Origin of the sequence: Rhodococcus sp. OK302 (assembly GCF_002245895.1) — a bacterium.
GTDB lineage: Bacteria > Actinomycetota > Actinomycetes > Mycobacteriales > Mycobacteriaceae > Rhodococcus_F.
The window spans coordinates 1639010-1653444 of sequence record NZ_NPJZ01000001.1; the positions used below are offsets into that span (position 1 = coordinate 1639010).

The following is a 14435-nucleotide window of genomic DNA, read 5'->3' on the forward strand; positions in this document are numbered from 1 at the left end:
TGCGGATTCATGCGGTCGTCGCAACGATCAATCTATTGAGACGCTCGGCTGGAGTATCCCAGTCGAGCGTCTCACGGATACGTTCGTTGAGTTCATCCGCCACGAACCGAAGTCGCTCCTCCGAGTGCACGGACAGATCCGTGCCCTTCGGAAAGTACTGACGCAGAATTACAGAGGTACCGGCCTGATGGAGGTGGAGTCCGGCGGGGTCGTACCCCGCCGGACTCCACGATCCATCGTTGCGCGGTCGCTGTTGCGACTGCGGCCTCGCAGGCCGCCGCTACCGTGGTTTCTCCTGCGCTACGGCATTGCCAGAACCGTGCCCGTGCCTGCTGATGCGGGTGGTCTTCCGATCTTCATCATGTCGACATCCTCTACTGCCTGGGATGTTGCGACGACCGGTTGAACTCGCCCTACCAAAAAGGCGCACAGGCGAAGCCTGGGTGAACATCGCGAAACTCTCTTGTACGGCCGTCCAATTGTGGGTTCACTCCTAGCGTGCATCCGAATGCCTTTGAACGAATAACCAGACGTGGACTCCTGCAGAGTTCGGCCGTACTTGCCGGTGCGGCAACCCTCGGTGTTGTCGGAGCGAACCGCGCCGGCGCTGAGGTGGCCGCGAGTTTTGCGCACGGTGTCGCCTCCGGAGATCCGTTGCCGGACTCCGTGATCATCTGGACGCGCGTCACACCGGTTGCTGCGGCCACACCGGGTTCCGGGGTCGGACCGGCGGTGACGCTGAACTGGCAGGTTGCAACCGACGAAGGCTTTGCAAACATCGCAGCGTCGGGAAGTGTTGTGGCTTCGGTTAATTCCGATCACACTGCCAAAATTGATGTGACCGGACTCGATTCGTCTACCGCCTACTGGTACCGATTCACAGCAGGCTCGGCAGTCTCGCCGGTAGGCCGCACCCGTACTGCTCCGTCGAATTCCGCGGACCTCGAGCGCCTACGCTTCGGAGTGGTGTCCTGCTCCAACTGGGAGGCAGGCTATTTCAGTGCCTACCGCCACCTCGGATTCCGCGATGACCTCGACGCGATCATCCATCTCGGCGACTACATCTACGAGTACGGCCAAGGGGAGTACGGCGCCAAGGATGGTTCGGTGCGGTTGCATGAGCCCGCGCACGAGATCATCTCACTGGCCGACTATCGAATCAGGCACGCGCAGTACAAGACTGATCCTGACCTCGCCGCACTGCACCGGAAGTTGCCGTTCATCACCACCTGGGATGATCACGAATCGGCCGACAATGCGTACAACGGTGGAGCCGAAAACCACACTCTCGGAGCCGAAGGCGATTGGGCTGATCGAAAGGCCAACTCAGCCAAAGCCTATTTCGAGTGGATGCCGGTCCGGCCGTCGGGCAGCGGCTCGGCAACACAACTCTATCGCCGGTTCCGTTTCGGTAACCTTGCCGAAATTTCGATGCTCGATCTGCGTACCTACCGCGACGAGCAGCCCACGATGCGGCAGGTAGACGATCCGGCGCGCAGCATAACCGGACGCGCACAAATGGATTGGCTCACCAACGGGATTGTCAGCTCGCCCACCCAATGGAAGATCGTCGGAAATCCGGTAATGATCACTCCGTGTGTGTTCCCGCCTCTGGAGCCGGCGACCACTGCGGCGATCACCGAGTTGGTCGGAATCCCGCAGGGCGGATACCCGTACAACACCGATCAGTGGGACGGCTACACCGCTGACCGGGCAAGGCTCTTCGATGCCATCACCTCGAACAACATCGACAACACGGTCTTCATCACGGGCGACATCCACACGTCCTGGGCGTGCGATCTGCCGACCAATGCCGCGAACTATCCCGGCGGCCCGACCGTCGGCGCGGAGTTCGTGGTCCCTTCGGTGACGTCACCCAATATCGACGACTCGCTGAAAGTGCCGCCGCGCACGGTATCCGTTGCCGCAGAAGAAGCATTCAAGGTGGTCAATCGGCACGTTCGATACGTCGAGTTGGACTCACACGGCTACGGGGTATTCGAGATCTCGCGCGGCAGTACCCAGATGGACTGGTACTACGTCGACAGTCTCACCGATCCTCAGAGCGACGCGCACTATGCGACCAGCTACGGGCTACCCGCCGGAGTCGGTGCCAGAGTTTCACATTCGTCGATTCCACTTGATCCCGCCTCGTACCGACCAGGAGCATCTCAGTGAGTTCGGACGTTTCACGTCGTCAGGTTCTGATCGGCGGAAGTATTGTTGCGGGAACAGCTTTGCTCGGTTCTCCGGCATTTGCCGGTGTGTCGACAAGCCGGGGTATTCCTGACGTCGACGTGTACGTCATGGTTGTCGACGGTATGCGCCCCGACGAGTTGCGCGCAGACCTCACCCCCATGCTCACGGGTTTGGCTGCGGGCGGCATTCACTACCCGAATGCCAGCGCGATCAACATCGCCGAGACGCTCCCCAATCACACGGCCATGATGACCGGCGTCTACCCGGCTCGTTCGGGAGTGCCCGCCAATTCCGTCTACGACCCTGCCGTCGGCAAGGCCCGTGATCTTGATCGTGCATCTGATCTGCAGACGTCGACCGTCCTCGAACGGGTACGTATCGAACTCGGATTGACCACTGCGAGTGTGCTGTCCAAGCATTACCTGCACGGACTGTTCGGTGATCGTGCGTCCGTCGTCTGGGATCCGCAGCCACTGCTTCCCGGCACCGCGCACGCTCCGGACAACTTCACGATCGATGCTCTGATCCGCATTGTCGGCGAGAGCTCGCCGCGATTGTCGTTCACCAACCTCGGCGACGTCGATCGCGTTGGTCACCTTGATCTTTCGGGACCGTCTATTCGTATCGCTCGCACGGCCGCGTTACAGAACACCGACAATCAGGTACGTCGCTTTGTCGATTTCCTCCACGCGACCGGTCGCTGGAACCGCAGCATCGTCATAGTGTTGGCCGATCATTCCATGGACTGGTCGGAGCCGACGCGGCTCGTGGGGCTGGATCGTCCACTCAACGCGGATCCGTTGTTGGCCGGGAAGATTCGGATCGCACAGAACGGCGGCGCGGATCTGATTTACTTCGTGGGGCCGGATGAGGACCGTAGCGAGGCCATCGCGCGCATTCAGCAGATCGTCGGTTCAGTTGCTGGTGTCGAATCAAGCCATCTACCGGCCGAATTCAACCTCGGTGCCAATGCGGGTGACGTGGTCGCATTCTGCTCGCAGGGTTGGCGGTTCAGTGATCCGACGCCACTGTCCAATCCGATCCCCGGAAATCACGGTCACTCCGTGACACTCCCCATCCCGTTCTTCCTCAGCGGAGGGCATCCCGCACTCGACGGTGGACGAGCCATGGCTGAGCAGGCGCGCACCATCGATGTGGCCCCGACAGTTGCTGCGTTGTTGGGACTGGGTGCACCGGTCGGTGGTTGGGACGGAGTCGCCCGCACAGCCGGGGTCGCCGTGCCTGCCTAGTGTCGTGGTGGATGACCCGCTGGGCGGGAGGCTTGGTTCTCATCGGTGGTCGGGCGACTTATCGTGGCGACACACGATGCGCCGGGTGGCGGGCATCGGCGACGATCAGGAGACCGGCCATGACACTGCTTCCAGAAGTAACCGAAATGCTCGCTGTCCTGGAAGCAGGTTTCCCTGATGTGTCGAGTGTTCCGCCGGTTGAATTACGGGCGTTGATTCGTGGCCGGCGTGCACCACTGCAACGACTTCCGGATATGCGCGAGGTTCACGACCTCGCGATAGACGGTCCGGGTGGCGATCTATCGCTGCGAGTCTTCCGACCGCACGGTGGTGACATTCCTATGCCTGTGGTGGTATTCGCCCATGGCGGCGGGTTTGTGTTCTGCGACCTCGACAGTCACGACGAGTTCTGCCGGTCGATGGCGGAAGGCGTTGGTGCCGTTGTAGTTTCCGTCGACTATCGACTGGCTCCGGAATATCAAGCGCCGGCAGCCCACGACGACGTGTATGCAGCTTTGGAGTGGACCGCGAAGAATGCGGGCGAGTTCGGCGGAGATCCGACGAGGATTGCCTTGGCCGGAGACAGTGCCGGTGGAAACCTGGCCGCAACGGTGTCCATAGCCGCCCGGGATCGAGGAGGCCCGGATGTGGTTGCGCAGGTTCTCATCTACCCGGTGATCGATGATGACTTCGACACACAGTCGTATCGGCAGTACGGCTCCGGTTACTACAACACTGCCTCGGCGATGAAGTGGTACTGGGAGCAGTACGCCCCCGGCGGAACTGATGACGTTCGTCTGGTTCCCACACGGGCGGAAACTCTGGCCGGCCTACCGTCGGCGGTGGTTGTCACTGCAGAGTTGGATCCGCCCTGCGCATCGGGTGATTCTTATGCGCAGATGCTCGGCGAGGCGGGTGTATCCGTCCGGCATCGCCGATTCGACGGGCTCTTCCACGGATTCCTGACTATGCCCTCGCTCTCGTTCACTGAGCCTGCTCGACGCGAGGTCTGGGACATGATGCGAGCCGCGCTCGACGTGGGATAGAGGCCATTCGCGACCCGGAATCGACAGTCATTCGATTCCGGGTTTCGCGCTTGTGGAACTCTGTGGTGAATTCTCTAGCTGCCGAGCAAGATTGGCGTATCGAGCGCACAGAAGGTGTGGCAGACCCGATCGCGAATGATGACCTCGGTGCATTCCGGATCGAACCAACGGTCCACAACGCCCCAGTGAATCGGATGATCGAGGTACTGCCCCGACAACGATTCGTGGTCGGTGAATTCTTGCTCCCACACGTGTGTCCACTGCGTTGGACCAATCGACGCACTGACCCGGCTGAGCCGCCACGCTCCGATCGACGACACGAGTGCCGGCATCCGAAGTAGATCGCGTTCGAAGTGCTCGATGGCTGTCGGCGGGGTGTCGGGGGCGACCCGAACGAATAGTGCCCGGTAGATGCCGGTTCGGGTATCGGTAGTCGATCGCCCGCTGGTTCCGTTCTGGTACTCGACACCATGAAAACCTTCGACGGCCGGGTGGTCGAGGCTTCCGTCGAATGCAGTACCAGCGCTCTGCCACGAAGATTTGTCGGTGAACTCTGCGTGGATTATCAGATCTCCGCCGTTGATAACTCCCGGCAGTGTTTCGGAAACGATGTGTCGTGCAGCGCCGCATGATTCGGCGGCCGACGTGACGGCGATGACGGCGGCGGCCCACTCGTCGGGTGCACAGCCATCGGCAGCCTGGACGATCCGTGTGACGCTATACATTGCTCAGTCCTTCGATATCGGCGGCGTCTGCAGCCATGGTGCGACTGCGTTCCACGATCAAGGGAGCGTTGCGTTCCCACCACTGACCGATCGTGGGATCACCTCGCCCTTGGCGTGTCATCGCCCACCAACCGGCCGTGCCCTCCACCGTCCAGGTAATCGTCACTACGTTGGATTCGTTGTCGGTCCAGAGTGGGGGACTGACGAGAACACTTGCGAGAGTCATGCTTCGGCGCTGTGCGTCCGGCACGTACTCGGCCAGGTATGCATCGACGAACTTCTTCCCGCATCCTGGTTTCGTGATGATCCGGTCGATCACGTACACCTTTTCGCCTGCCATATCCGTAACCTACTGCGATCCGAATCCTGCAGAACTGTCCGTTCCGCGCAGTGGGAGACGGGTGCCAGGTGCCGGTACGATTCTGTGGTGACGATCAACCGCAGTCGCAAAGCCACCTACGCGCGCCGACGCAAACGTCGGATGGATAGCGTCGAACATGACCTCAGCAGCGAGCAGTGGTCTGCGCTCACATCAGCGTGGGACGGCTGCGCGTACTGCGCTGTGCAAGACAAGCCGCTACAGCGTGATTGCGTCCTGGCGATCTCGCGCGGTGGCCGCTACACCCTCGACAATATTGCGCCGGCCTGCGCGTCGTGCAATGCCAGCAAGTGCAACAGCGAAGTCACACTCTGGTTGCGTCGGAAAGGTTATGACGAGAAAGCGTTCCTACTCCGTCATGCCGAGATCGGCATGACGCTGCGAGCCCACTTCTCGGAGATCGATCAGGCTTAGCGAGGATCGCGGCCCGTCAGTGCAATCAGCTTGTCCTGCAACGTGGATTCGTCAGGAATATCGACCGGCTCTGCAAAAAAACCACTTTCGGCCAGCATGTCGCGCTGACCGTCCAGGTCGGACCAGACCGCTTCGACGAGTGTCGGGTCCAGCGGTTCTTCGGCCCCGACGGCTCGGCCGAGATCCCAGCTGTGGATGGTGACATCCGAGGTCTGCTGGCGCAGATACGGTTCCATATCCACAGTGCCGTAGGACAGGTGAACTCGGGCCGAGAGGTCGGTGGATTTCCAGGCAGCAATGGCGGCTTCGGAATATTTCTGCCACTCGGTCCACAGATCGTCACCGACCGGAACGATGTCGGGCGTCGCCTCACCAACTGTCAGGCCGGCCAGAAGCGGCGGCACCCACTGCTGTTCTTCGATCACATGGCGAACCAGATGTTCCACATGCCAGTCGGAATCCGGCGTCGGTGCATTCCAGTCCTCGACCAAGGTGAGTCGCGAACCGAATTCACGGTGGGCTGTGAGCACGAGTTCGAGCCAATCGAAAGCCATCAATCGAGGGTAACCCGACGGCACCGTGCTCGACCAGAGGTGAGGTTGTACTGCTGGTGCGCCCGCGAATATTCCGGTAGAGACTGTGAAGGTTGTACTGATCCGAACCGAAGGAGATTTCATGTCCGTTTCCACCGTCACTCTGGCCGAAGGCCTCACCGTCAGCGCACAGGGGTATGGCGCGATGTCCGTGGCGCCGGTGTATGGGCCCGTAGATCCGGTGGAAGCACTGGCGACGCTCCATCACGCCGTGGATATCGGGATCACCTTCATCGATACCGCGAACATCTACGGCGAGGGTGCCAGTGAACTGGCAGTGGGCAAGCTTCTCGAAACCCGTCGGGACGAGGTGCAGTTGGCCACCAAATTCGGTTTGGTCACCAATCCCGCGACCGGTCGGCGGGGGATCAACGGTGATCCGGCGTACATGTCGCAGGCTCTCGACGCTTCCCTCGGACGGTTAGGCGTCGATCATGTCGACCTGTACTACCTGCATCGAGTTGATCCGAACGTTCCGATCGAGGACTCCGTCGGCGCGATGGCCGAGCAGGTGAAGGCCGGCAAGATCCGCCACATCGGATTGTCGGAAGCAACGGGCGACGAATTGCGTCGGGCCTACGCGGTTCATCCCATTGCCGCGATCCAATCCGAGTGGAGCATCTGGAGCCGGGACGTGGAGAACAAAGTGGTGCCCGCTGCTGCTGAACTCGGCGTGGGCTTCGTTCCGTTCTCGCCCGTCGGCCGTGGGTTCCTGGCCGGTTCGTTCGACGCCGATTCACTGGGCGACAACGATCTGCGTCGACGCTTCCCCCGGTACACCGATGCGGCGATGGTCGCCAACCAGAAGGTTCTCGACGTCGTGCGCGAGGTGGGCGCCGAACTTGGTGCGACGCCGGCTCAGGTGTCACTCGCGTGGCTCGACGCCAAGGGCAGGCACTTCGGTCTTCCGTCGGTATCCATTCCGGGCACTCGCTTCGCGAAGCGCGTCACGGAGAATGCCGGTGCTCTGGATATCGAGCTCACCGAAGATCAGATTTCGCGCCTCGACTCGCTGGCCGCGATCACCGACGGCTACCGCTCGGACGACCTCAACTGGATCTCGCAGGGGCGCGAATAGTCACGTCCTGAGGCCCCCGAACGAGAGGCGTAGCATTACTGCTCGATGAAAAAAGTATGGTTGGTCTGGGGTATCGGTGTTTTCGCCTACATGATCGCCGTGCTTCATCGCACGTCTTTCGGAGTCTCGGGCCTCGTTGCATCAGAACGGTTCTCGATCAGTCCGAGTGTCCTTTCGAGCTTTGTCGTCTTGCAGATCGTGGTCTATGCCGGCATGCAAATTCCGGCCGGCGTGCTCCTGGACCGCTTCGGTTCGCGCATCATGATTGCGGTCGGTGCCGCAATCATGATGTCGGCTCAATTCACCCTTGCTCTCACCGAATCGCTGCCGATTGCGATCGGTGCGCGCATCGCGGTCGGTGCCGGTGACGCGCTCACCTTCATCTCGGTTCTGCGACTCGTGCCGCAGTGGTTCCCGGCACGTCAGGTACCACTGGTTTCGCAGTTCACCGGCATTCTCGGTCAGATCGGACAGGTTCTCTCGGCCTTGCCGTTCATGTTGTTGCTCAATGGTTTCGGGTGGACGATCGCGTATGGTAGTGCGGCATCCCTGGGACTGCTCGCCTTTGTTCTTGCGCTGTCGATCATCCGCGACGCACCGCCGGGCGCCGACGTCAAAACAGTGCCGGCCGGTGCACGCGACGTCGCCCGACAGATCCGGGTGGTGTGGATGCGTCCGGGTACGCGTCTCGGTTTCTTTACCCACATGGGCACTCAGTTCTCGATCACCACGTTCGCCTTGCTGTGGGGCGTGCCGTATCTGTCGTCGGCGCAAGGTCTTGACGACGCCACAGTTGGTTCGTTGCTGACACTTTCGGTGATCTCGGCGATTGTCGCAGGCCCGATCTTCGGCATTCTCAGCGGTCGTTTCCCGATGCGTCGATCGTGGTTGGTGCTGTCCATCATGATCAGCAATGCCGCGATGTGGACCATCGTGTTGTCGCTGGACCATCCGGCACCGTTGTGGCTACTGGTGATTCTGATCGTGGTGATCTCCATCGGCGGGCCCGGTTCGATGATCGGATTCGATTACGCCCGCGCATTCAACCCCAGCTCCAACATGGGTACCGCTCAGGGCATGGTGAATATCGGCGGATTCCTGGCGTCCCTGATCGTGATTCAGGTGATGGGCGTGATCCTCGGGAACATGGGCGGCTACACCTTCGACGGCTTCCGCGTGGCGTGGATGGTTCAATATCCGGTCTGGATCATCGGCATTATCGGGGTGCTGGTCACGCGAGGAAAGGCTCGACGTGAACTTGCCGCCGACGGAGTTCACGTGCGTTCGATGCGTGAGGTTCTACGCCGTCGCTGACAATTTCATCCTCTGCGGGTGAGGATCCGCGACGGCGACGATGCCACGCTGAACACATGAACGAAGCACGCAACGTCGGTCCAGTCGAGTTGGTGGTGGTGGCGTTCCCCGGTTCGAGAGTGGACCCGGACACCGTCGCGGCCTTGCAGAACATTGTTGAGCGGGGGTTTGTGACGCTGCTTGATCTCGTCTACATCGCCAAAGACACCGAAGGCAACATCCGGCAGGTCGATGTCGATGAAGACCTCACCGACATCGGGCTCGAAATACTGTCGATCGAGGCAAAAGCGTTGATCAGCGACGAGGATCTCGATGTGGTCCGTGAGTCTCTCGAGCCGGGAACGTCGGCTGCGATCATCGTTTACGAGCAGACGTGGGCACGAGACTTTGCGTCGAAGGCTCGGGCCGGCGGCGGAGAAGTGGTCCTGCACGTTCAGATCCCGCACGACGTCGTAGTGGCCGCTGTCGACGCGGCGCTTCAGTAGCTTAAGTAGAGGAGATCGGCATGGTTTTTCGAGGTGGACGTAGAGGAAGGCCCGGTTTGCTGGGCACCGTAGCGCGAACCGCTGTGGTCGCGGGAACAGCAAAAGCGACGTCCAATGCGATGGATCGGCGCGGCCAGCAGAAGGCAGCTGAGCAACAGGCCTATCAACAACAGCAGCAGGCAGCGGAGCAGCAGGCCTATCAGCAACAGCAGCCGGTGGCACAGCCGGCAGCCCCGTCGGCTGGGGGCGATCTGGTGTCGAAACTGCAAGAACTCGGGAAACTGCACGAGTCCGGGGTTCTCTCGGACCAGGAATTCACGGCGGCGAAAGCGCAATTACTCGGTTAGTTCACCGTTGACTCGGTTAGTTCACCGTTGAAAGGCTCACATTCATGACTGATCCTCGCGACGCCTCCGATGCGATCGTATCGGCAAACGCGAAAGTAGTTGATTCACTTCCCTTCTCCGACACCGCTGATATGGATGACGCGGACCGAGGGCTCATCGCTGCACTCGACCCCGGAACGGTGATCGACGGTAACGGGAAAACTATTTGGGACAACGATTCTTACGCTTTCCTCCGTGAGGAGTGCCCGCCGACAGTCAATCCGAGCCTGTGGCGTCAGTCCGGTTTGGTGGCAAGGCAAGGATTGTACGAGGTGTCGGAAACGATCTATCAGGTTCGAGGGCTCGACCTGTCGAACATGACGCTGATCGAGGGCGAGACCGGTGTCATCGTCATCGATCCGTTGATCAGCCAGGAGACCGGCGCCGCAGCGCTTGCTCTCTATCGGAAGCATCGTGGAGATCGCCCGGTGAAAGCGGTGATCTACACCCATTCGCACATCGACCATTTTGGTGGCGTCAAAGGTGTCACGACTGCGGAGGATGTTGCGGCGGGGCGGTGTGTCGTGTTGGCTCCCACAGGCTTCGTGGAACATGCCGTCGAGGAAAACGTATATGCGGGAACGGCTATGGCCCGGCGGGCGGCGTACATGTACGGCGCAGCGTTGCCGCGTGGGCCGCGCGGAGCGGTCGGTGCCGGATTAGGGCAGACGACGTCGAAAGGAACGCCGACGCTCATTGCGCCGACCCATTCGATTTCGACGACCGGCCACACCGAAACCCTCGACGGTGTTCGTATCGAGTTCCAGATGACTCCCGGTACCGAAGCGCCGTCCGAGATGAATTTCTACTTCCCGGACTTGCGCGCACTGTGTATGGCGGAGAACGCAACTCACAACTTGCACAACCTGCTCACGCTGCGCGGCGCCTTGGTCAGGGATCCGCACGTCTGGTCGTCGTATCTCACGGAAGCGATCAATCGCTATGCGGCGCGTTCGGACGTGTTGTTCGCGTCCCACCATTGGCCCACTTGGGGAACCGGACGCCTCACCGAATTCTTGTCTCTGCAACGCGATCTCTACGGATACCTGCACGATCAAACGCTGCGTCGAATCAACCAGGGCTGGACTGGTATCGAGATCGCCGAGGCTATCGAACTACCTCCGGCCTTGGAGCAGGCGTGGCACACCCACGGGTACTACGGTTCGGTCAGCCACAATGTCAAAGCCATCTATCAGCGGTACATGGGGTGGTTTGACGGCAATCCTGCTCACCTGTGGGAGCATCCACCGGTTGAGTCCGCCCAGCGTCACGTCGAATTCATGGGAGGCTCTGCCGAGGTTCTCCGCAAGGCGCGTGAATCATTCGATCAAGGCGACTTCCGGTGGGTTGCACAGGTAGTCAACTACGTAGTTTTTGCGGAACCCGAGAATGTCGAGGCCAGGAATCTGCAAGCCGATACGCTGGAACAACTCGGATACGGCGCCGAGAACGGAACCTGGCGCAACTTCTATCTCACCGGGGCGTACGAACTGCGCAACGGATCGGTCGGAACGCCGACACAGGCGTCGGCTCCCGACATCGTGATGGCGCTGTCGGTGAGCCAGGTGTTCGACGCGATCTCGCTGCGGGTCGACGGTCCACGAGCCTGGGGTGCGCACATCGTCATCGATTGGAACATCACCGACGAAGAACTTTTGTATCGAACCGAACTGAACAACGGTGTACTGGTTCACTTCGACAGGCCGGCCGATGCCGCCCCAGCGGATGCGGCGTTCACTCTGGCACGGCCCATGTTGCTGGGTGTGCTGCTGGGTGGCGCAGATCTAGCCGCTGCTATCGGCGACGGAAGTGTTGTCGTGGAAGGTGATCCAGCCAAACTCGCGGAACTTGCCGGCTACCTGGATGAACCGGACCCGGATTTTGCGATAGTCACGCCAACGTGATGTCGGCAATCAGTCCGTGATGGTCGGATCCCTCGATATCGATACGTTCGAGAGATGTGGCCACTGCACCTTTGGTGATGATGTGATCGATGCCCACTATCGCGGGGTACGACTTGTCCGTGGGGTAGGTGGGTATGAGTCCGGCGCCCACCTGGTCAGCGGCGCTCGAGTAGCCGTTGGTGAGTAGATCGCGAAACTGCTTGTGCGAGTAAGTCGCATTGAAGTCGCCGCTGACAATCACATTGTCGTGGCCGGCCACCTCCGACATGTAGCTGCCGAGCTTGCGTTGTTCCGCAGCCCATACCGTAGCGGGTGAGATGTACGGCGCGGCAGTATGCACGGCAAACAACGTGACTGGTTGCGGTAGGCCGATGTTCAGCTCAGCGGCCAAGGTTTCGGGTGAGAAGCCGTCCAGGCTGCGTGTATTCGACAGCGGGAATCGGCTGTAAATTCCGCCGCCACCGCCGCCGCCTGCATAGGGCACCAAGAACTGGAACGGTAGGAGTGTCTCCAGCCCGGCGGCTTTCAAAGCGTCGGCCTCATGTGACGTCAACTCGTCAATGGTCACCACATCTACGTTTCGGTCACGGACTGTGGCGACGAGAGATTCCGGATTTGCCGAACCGACCATCAGATTGGCTTGCATGATCCGAATCGACGGACCATCTGCCACCGCAGTCGGACCACCCACGTACAGCGGGCCGACAAACCATCCGAAGGCGCTCAAGACAATTACCGAAGCTGCACACACGATCCACTGGCGACCGATTCCGGCGACCAAGCCGCCGATCAACGGAGCAATCATCAACAACGGCGCGAACGACGCAAGGATGATCACCACGTTGTGGTCGACGTCGAGCCTCGTGGCAAGCAATCCGATGAGTCCGACCACGACTCCCACAACTCCGACAACGGCGGCAAGCCGACGCAAGAGTGCTCGGCGGGGCGTCGCTGTTTCGGTCTGCATGGTCTCCATAGAAGCAGACCGGCGGGTTCAGTTCTGTCCGACTCGCGGGTACTTCAGATTGCTTGGCCTTGCGCGCCGATCAGTCGACCGACACGCTTGACAGTGTGTAAGAGAATGCTTCGATTCGAAGGCGCTGACCTGTTCGAGATTCTGGACCCAGGCTTGAATTATCAGATTCGCGGAGCCGTCGACGGCGGTGCACATCCGCACTGGTGCCAGTTTGCCCAGGGCAGTGCCGGCGGCGGTGATCTTGTCAGACGGAATCCGGCATAAGTACCACACGCCGATGGGGTAGCCGCTGGACTCACGGGCGACATCGCAACGCAAAGTCAGTTGCCCGCTACTTTGGAGACGGGAGATCCGTCGCCTCACCGTCGCCTCGCTCAAGTCGACCAATTCGGATATTTCTGCGCTGCTTCTGCGTCCGTCCTCGGCGAGGTAGGCAGCGATCCGTGTGTCGGCTTCAGTGGTGGGAGATGTAGCGGTGTACTCGCCGGGTGCCAGGACACCGACTTCACCCGTGCACTTCCGTTCCTCGGCACGTTGGCCCCATCGGAGGTCGCTGGGAGTCGCCGTGCTGCGGGAGTGACTGACGAGTTCCCGTTGCACACCGGCGTCGAATCGTTCGAACCGAATGGACTGCGCTTTCAAATGGGGGGATCGACGGATGTCGGTGATGTGAGTTGGATCGTGCCGACCATTCAATGCGGTGTAGCAGTGGCAGCAATCGAGACAGGCATGCATTCGTGGCAACTCGTCGCTCAGGGAAAGCTACCGGCGGCACACAAGGGAATGTTGCATGCGGCAAAGATTATGGCGTGCACTGCGATTGACATGATCGTCAACAAAAATGTGCTGGACGACGCCACGGTGGAATTCCAGACTCAGACGGCGAAAACGCCGTCTGACCATCCCATTCCGGAGGGCATCGTCGCTCCGCCGTTGCGGGAGGCGCTGAAAGTCTGAGGCCTGTTGGTCGACGCCTCGCGGGGCGCCGACCATGGGAAAGCGTGCCGGGGATCAAGCGCGGATCAGGCTTGGCTGCGGGGGGCCATCTTCGAATGTCGAGCCTCGAGCCCGTCGAGGAGTGAATCGAGTGCGAGTTCGAAACTGGCGCCGTCGATTTCAGCTGCACGCTCACGAAGGAGATGGGCCCGGGTGAGATGGGGATATCGTTCGTCGTAGATATCCGGGTCGTCGACGAAACCGCCGGAGAAGGTCGACATCGCGGCGCCGACAACCAGATATTTCACTGATGCACCGATCAGGGTGGCGGTGCGTTGCGGCCAACCGGCGCGGACAAGCCCGCCGTGGATGGCGTTCGCCCGTTCCAGCGCGCTCGGACGCAAACTCGGCCCGTAAGCGAGAAACGGCGCGATGTTCGGGTGTGCGGCGAGGGCGGCGCGGTAGGAACGCCCCCAGGTCTGCAGTGCCGAACGCCAATCGTCGGAGGCGAATCCGCTGACGTCGACGGATTCCATGATCGTGTTGGCGACGTCGTCGAGAAGCTCGTCTTTGTTGGCGTAATGGCTGTACAGAGACGGGGCTTGGACGCTCAGGGCGGCGGCCAACTTGCGCATCGAGAAGTCGTTGAGGCCCTTCTCGTCGACCAGCGTGAGGGCTGCATCTCTGATGATTTGCCTGCTCAGCAGTGGAATGCGCGGTCGCGCCATCATGATCAGCCTCCTTGGATGT

Annotated in this window: 16 protein-coding genes and 1 pseudogene; 10 read left to right on the plus strand and 7 right to left on the minus strand. The window is 60.7% G+C overall.

Going from position 1 to position 14435, the window contains the following annotated elements; translation table 11 throughout:
• Positions 1–7: 7 nt before the first annotated feature.
• Positions 8–178, minus strand: a pseudogene (locus BDB13_RS32845) (IS30 family transposase); the annotation flags it as partial.
• Between the two features lie 320 nt (positions 179–498).
• On the opposite strand from BDB13_RS32845, the gene BDB13_RS07485 reads away from it, so the two are divergent.
• The 3 genes from BDB13_RS07485 to BDB13_RS07495 all read left to right on the plus strand — a co-directional run bounded on the left by BDB13_RS07485 (position 499) and on the right by BDB13_RS07495 (position 4495).
• Positions 499–2178 (plus strand): alkaline phosphatase D family protein, encoded by a 1680-nt coding sequence (locus tag BDB13_RS07485; RefSeq protein ID WP_094271084.1) that lies wholly within the window; start codon positions 499–501, stop codon positions 2176–2178.
• Positions 2175–3449, plus strand: coding sequence for an alkaline phosphatase family protein (locus BDB13_RS07490; protein ID WP_094271085.1), 1275 nt, complete (start codon positions 2175–2177; stop codon positions 3447–3449). The genes BDB13_RS07485 and BDB13_RS07490 overlap by 4 nt, the downstream gene beginning before the upstream one ends.
• Positions 3450–3568: 119 nt before the next feature.
• A complete protein-coding gene (locus BDB13_RS07495) occupies positions 3569–4495 on the plus strand; it encodes an alpha/beta hydrolase (RefSeq protein WP_094271086.1) in 927 nt (308 codons plus the stop codon).
• A 74-nt stretch (positions 4496–4569) separates the two neighbouring features.
• Here BDB13_RS07495 and BDB13_RS07500 read toward each other — a convergent pair whose 3' ends face one another.
• Positions 4570–5220: a Dabb family protein gene (locus tag BDB13_RS07500; protein WP_094271087.1), complete on the minus strand. Its 651-nt coding sequence runs from the start codon at positions 5218–5220 to the stop codon at positions 4570–4572.
• Complete coding sequence (locus BDB13_RS07505; protein ID WP_094271088.1) at positions 5213–5560, minus strand: hypothetical protein; 348 nt, start codon at positions 5558–5560, stop codon at positions 5213–5215. Before BDB13_RS07505 ends, BDB13_RS07500 begins: the two co-directional genes overlap by 8 nt.
• A 141-nt stretch (positions 5561–5701) precedes the next feature.
• Between BDB13_RS07505 and BDB13_RS07510 the strand changes: the two genes are divergently transcribed.
• Positions 5702–6013 (plus strand): HNH endonuclease, encoded by a 312-nt coding sequence (locus BDB13_RS07510; RefSeq protein ID WP_094274751.1) that lies wholly within the window; start codon positions 5702–5704, stop codon positions 6011–6013.
• Here BDB13_RS07510 and BDB13_RS07515 read toward each other — a convergent pair.
• Positions 6010–6567 carry a TIGR03086 family metal-binding protein gene (locus BDB13_RS07515; RefSeq protein ID WP_094271089.1) on the minus strand — a complete coding sequence of 186 codons (558 nt, stop codon included), beginning with the start codon at positions 6565–6567 and terminating at the stop codon, positions 6010–6012. The two genes, BDB13_RS07510 and BDB13_RS07515, sit on opposite strands and share 4 nt — an antisense overlap.
• Positions 6568–6688: 121 nt before the next feature.
• Between BDB13_RS07515 and BDB13_RS07520 the strand changes: the two genes are divergently transcribed.
• From BDB13_RS07520 to BDB13_RS07540, 5 genes are read left to right on the plus strand one after another with little or no spacing between them, the layout of a single operon-like run.
• Positions 6689–7684, plus strand: a complete 996-nt coding sequence (locus BDB13_RS07520) for an aldo/keto reductase (RefSeq protein WP_094274752.1) — start codon at positions 6689–6691, stop codon at positions 7682–7684.
• A 45-nt stretch (positions 7685–7729) separates the two neighbouring features.
• The gene (locus BDB13_RS07525) at positions 7730–8998 is read left to right on the plus strand and encodes an MFS transporter (RefSeq protein ID WP_094271090.1); all 1269 of its coding nucleotides are present in this window, start codon (positions 7730–7732) and stop codon (positions 8996–8998) included.
• 56 nt (positions 8999–9054) lie between these two features.
• The gene (locus BDB13_RS07530; protein ID WP_094271091.1) at positions 9055–9483 is read left to right on the plus strand and encodes a DUF6325 family protein; all 429 of its coding nucleotides are present in this window, start codon (positions 9055–9057) and stop codon (positions 9481–9483) included.
• 20 nt (positions 9484–9503) lie between these two features.
• The gene (locus BDB13_RS07535) at positions 9504–9830 is read left to right on the plus strand and encodes an SHOCT domain-containing protein (protein WP_094271092.1); all 327 of its coding nucleotides are present in this window, start codon (positions 9504–9506) and stop codon (positions 9828–9830) included.
• 44 nt (positions 9831–9874) lie between these two features.
• Positions 9875–11773, plus strand: coding sequence for an alkyl/aryl-sulfatase (locus BDB13_RS07540; RefSeq protein WP_094271093.1), 1899 nt, complete (start codon positions 9875–9877; stop codon positions 11771–11773).
• On the opposite strand, the gene BDB13_RS07545 is transcribed toward BDB13_RS07540, so the two are convergent.
• Both BDB13_RS07545 and BDB13_RS33535 read right to left on the minus strand, forming a co-directional pair.
• Positions 11760–12740 (minus strand): endonuclease/exonuclease/phosphatase family protein, encoded by a 981-nt coding sequence (locus BDB13_RS07545; protein WP_441347181.1) that lies wholly within the window; start codon positions 12738–12740, stop codon positions 11760–11762. The two genes, BDB13_RS07540 and BDB13_RS07545, sit on opposite strands and share 14 nt — an antisense overlap.
• 27 nt (positions 12741–12767) lie before the next feature.
• The gene (locus BDB13_RS33535; RefSeq protein ID WP_369597468.1) at positions 12768–13190 is read right to left on the minus strand and encodes an Lrp/AsnC family transcriptional regulator; all 423 of its coding nucleotides are present in this window, start codon (positions 13188–13190) and stop codon (positions 12768–12770) included.
• Here BDB13_RS33535 and BDB13_RS32855 point away from each other — a divergent pair.
• The gene (locus tag BDB13_RS32855; protein ID WP_254922745.1) at positions 13074–13706 is read left to right on the plus strand and encodes a hypothetical protein; all 633 of its coding nucleotides are present in this window, start codon (positions 13074–13076) and stop codon (positions 13704–13706) included. The genes BDB13_RS33535 and BDB13_RS32855 overlap by 117 nt on opposite strands.
• A gap of 65 nt (positions 13707–13771) precedes the next feature.
• On the opposite strand, the gene BDB13_RS07560 is transcribed toward BDB13_RS32855, so the two are convergent.
• On the minus strand, positions 13772–14413 hold the full coding sequence (locus tag BDB13_RS07560; protein WP_094274753.1) for a TetR/AcrR family transcriptional regulator C-terminal domain-containing protein: 642 nt from the start codon (positions 14411–14413) through the stop codon (positions 13772–13774).
• Positions 14414–14435 lie beyond the last annotated feature (22 nt).

Excerpts from the sequence above, each read along its gene's own strand:
- BDB13_RS07515 (WP_094271089.1), bottom strand. The coding sequence starts at position 6,567 with ATGGCTTTCGATTGGCTCGAACTCGTGCTCACAGCCCACCGTGAATTC.
- BDB13_RS07510 (WP_094274751.1), top strand. The coding sequence starts at position 5,702 with ATGGATAGCGTCGAACATGACCTCAGCAGCGAGCAGTGGTCTGCGCTC.
- BDB13_RS07520 (WP_094274752.1), top strand. The coding sequence starts at position 6,689 with ATGTCCGTTTCCACCGTCACTCTGGCCGAAGGCCTCACCGTCAGCGCA.
- BDB13_RS07500 (WP_094271087.1), bottom strand. The coding sequence starts at position 5,220 with ATGTATAGCGTCACACGGATCGTCCAGGCTGCCGATGGCTGTGCACCC.
- BDB13_RS07545 (WP_441347181.1), bottom strand. The coding sequence starts at position 12,740 with ATGCAGACCGAAACAGCGACGCCCCGCCGAGCACTCTTGCGTCGGCTT.
- BDB13_RS07525 (WP_094271090.1), top strand. The coding sequence starts at position 7,730 with ATGAAAAAAGTATGGTTGGTCTGGGGTATCGGTGTTTTCGCCTACATG.
- BDB13_RS07495 (WP_094271086.1), top strand. The coding sequence starts at position 3,569 with ATGACACTGCTTCCAGAAGTAACCGAAATGCTCGCTGTCCTGGAAGCA.
- BDB13_RS07530 (WP_094271091.1), top strand. The coding sequence starts at position 9,055 with ATGAACGAAGCACGCAACGTCGGTCCAGTCGAGTTGGTGGTGGTGGCG.
- BDB13_RS07540 (WP_094271093.1), top strand. The coding sequence starts at position 9,875 with ATGACTGATCCTCGCGACGCCTCCGATGCGATCGTATCGGCAAACGCG.
- BDB13_RS07505 (WP_094271088.1), bottom strand. The coding sequence starts at position 5,560 with ATGGCAGGCGAAAAGGTGTACGTGATCGACCGGATCATCACGAAACCA.
- BDB13_RS07560 (WP_094274753.1), bottom strand. The coding sequence starts at position 14,413 with ATGGCGCGACCGCGCATTCCACTGCTGAGCAGGCAAATCATCAGAGAT.
- BDB13_RS07535 (WP_094271092.1), top strand. The coding sequence starts at position 9,504 with ATGGTTTTTCGAGGTGGACGTAGAGGAAGGCCCGGTTTGCTGGGCACC.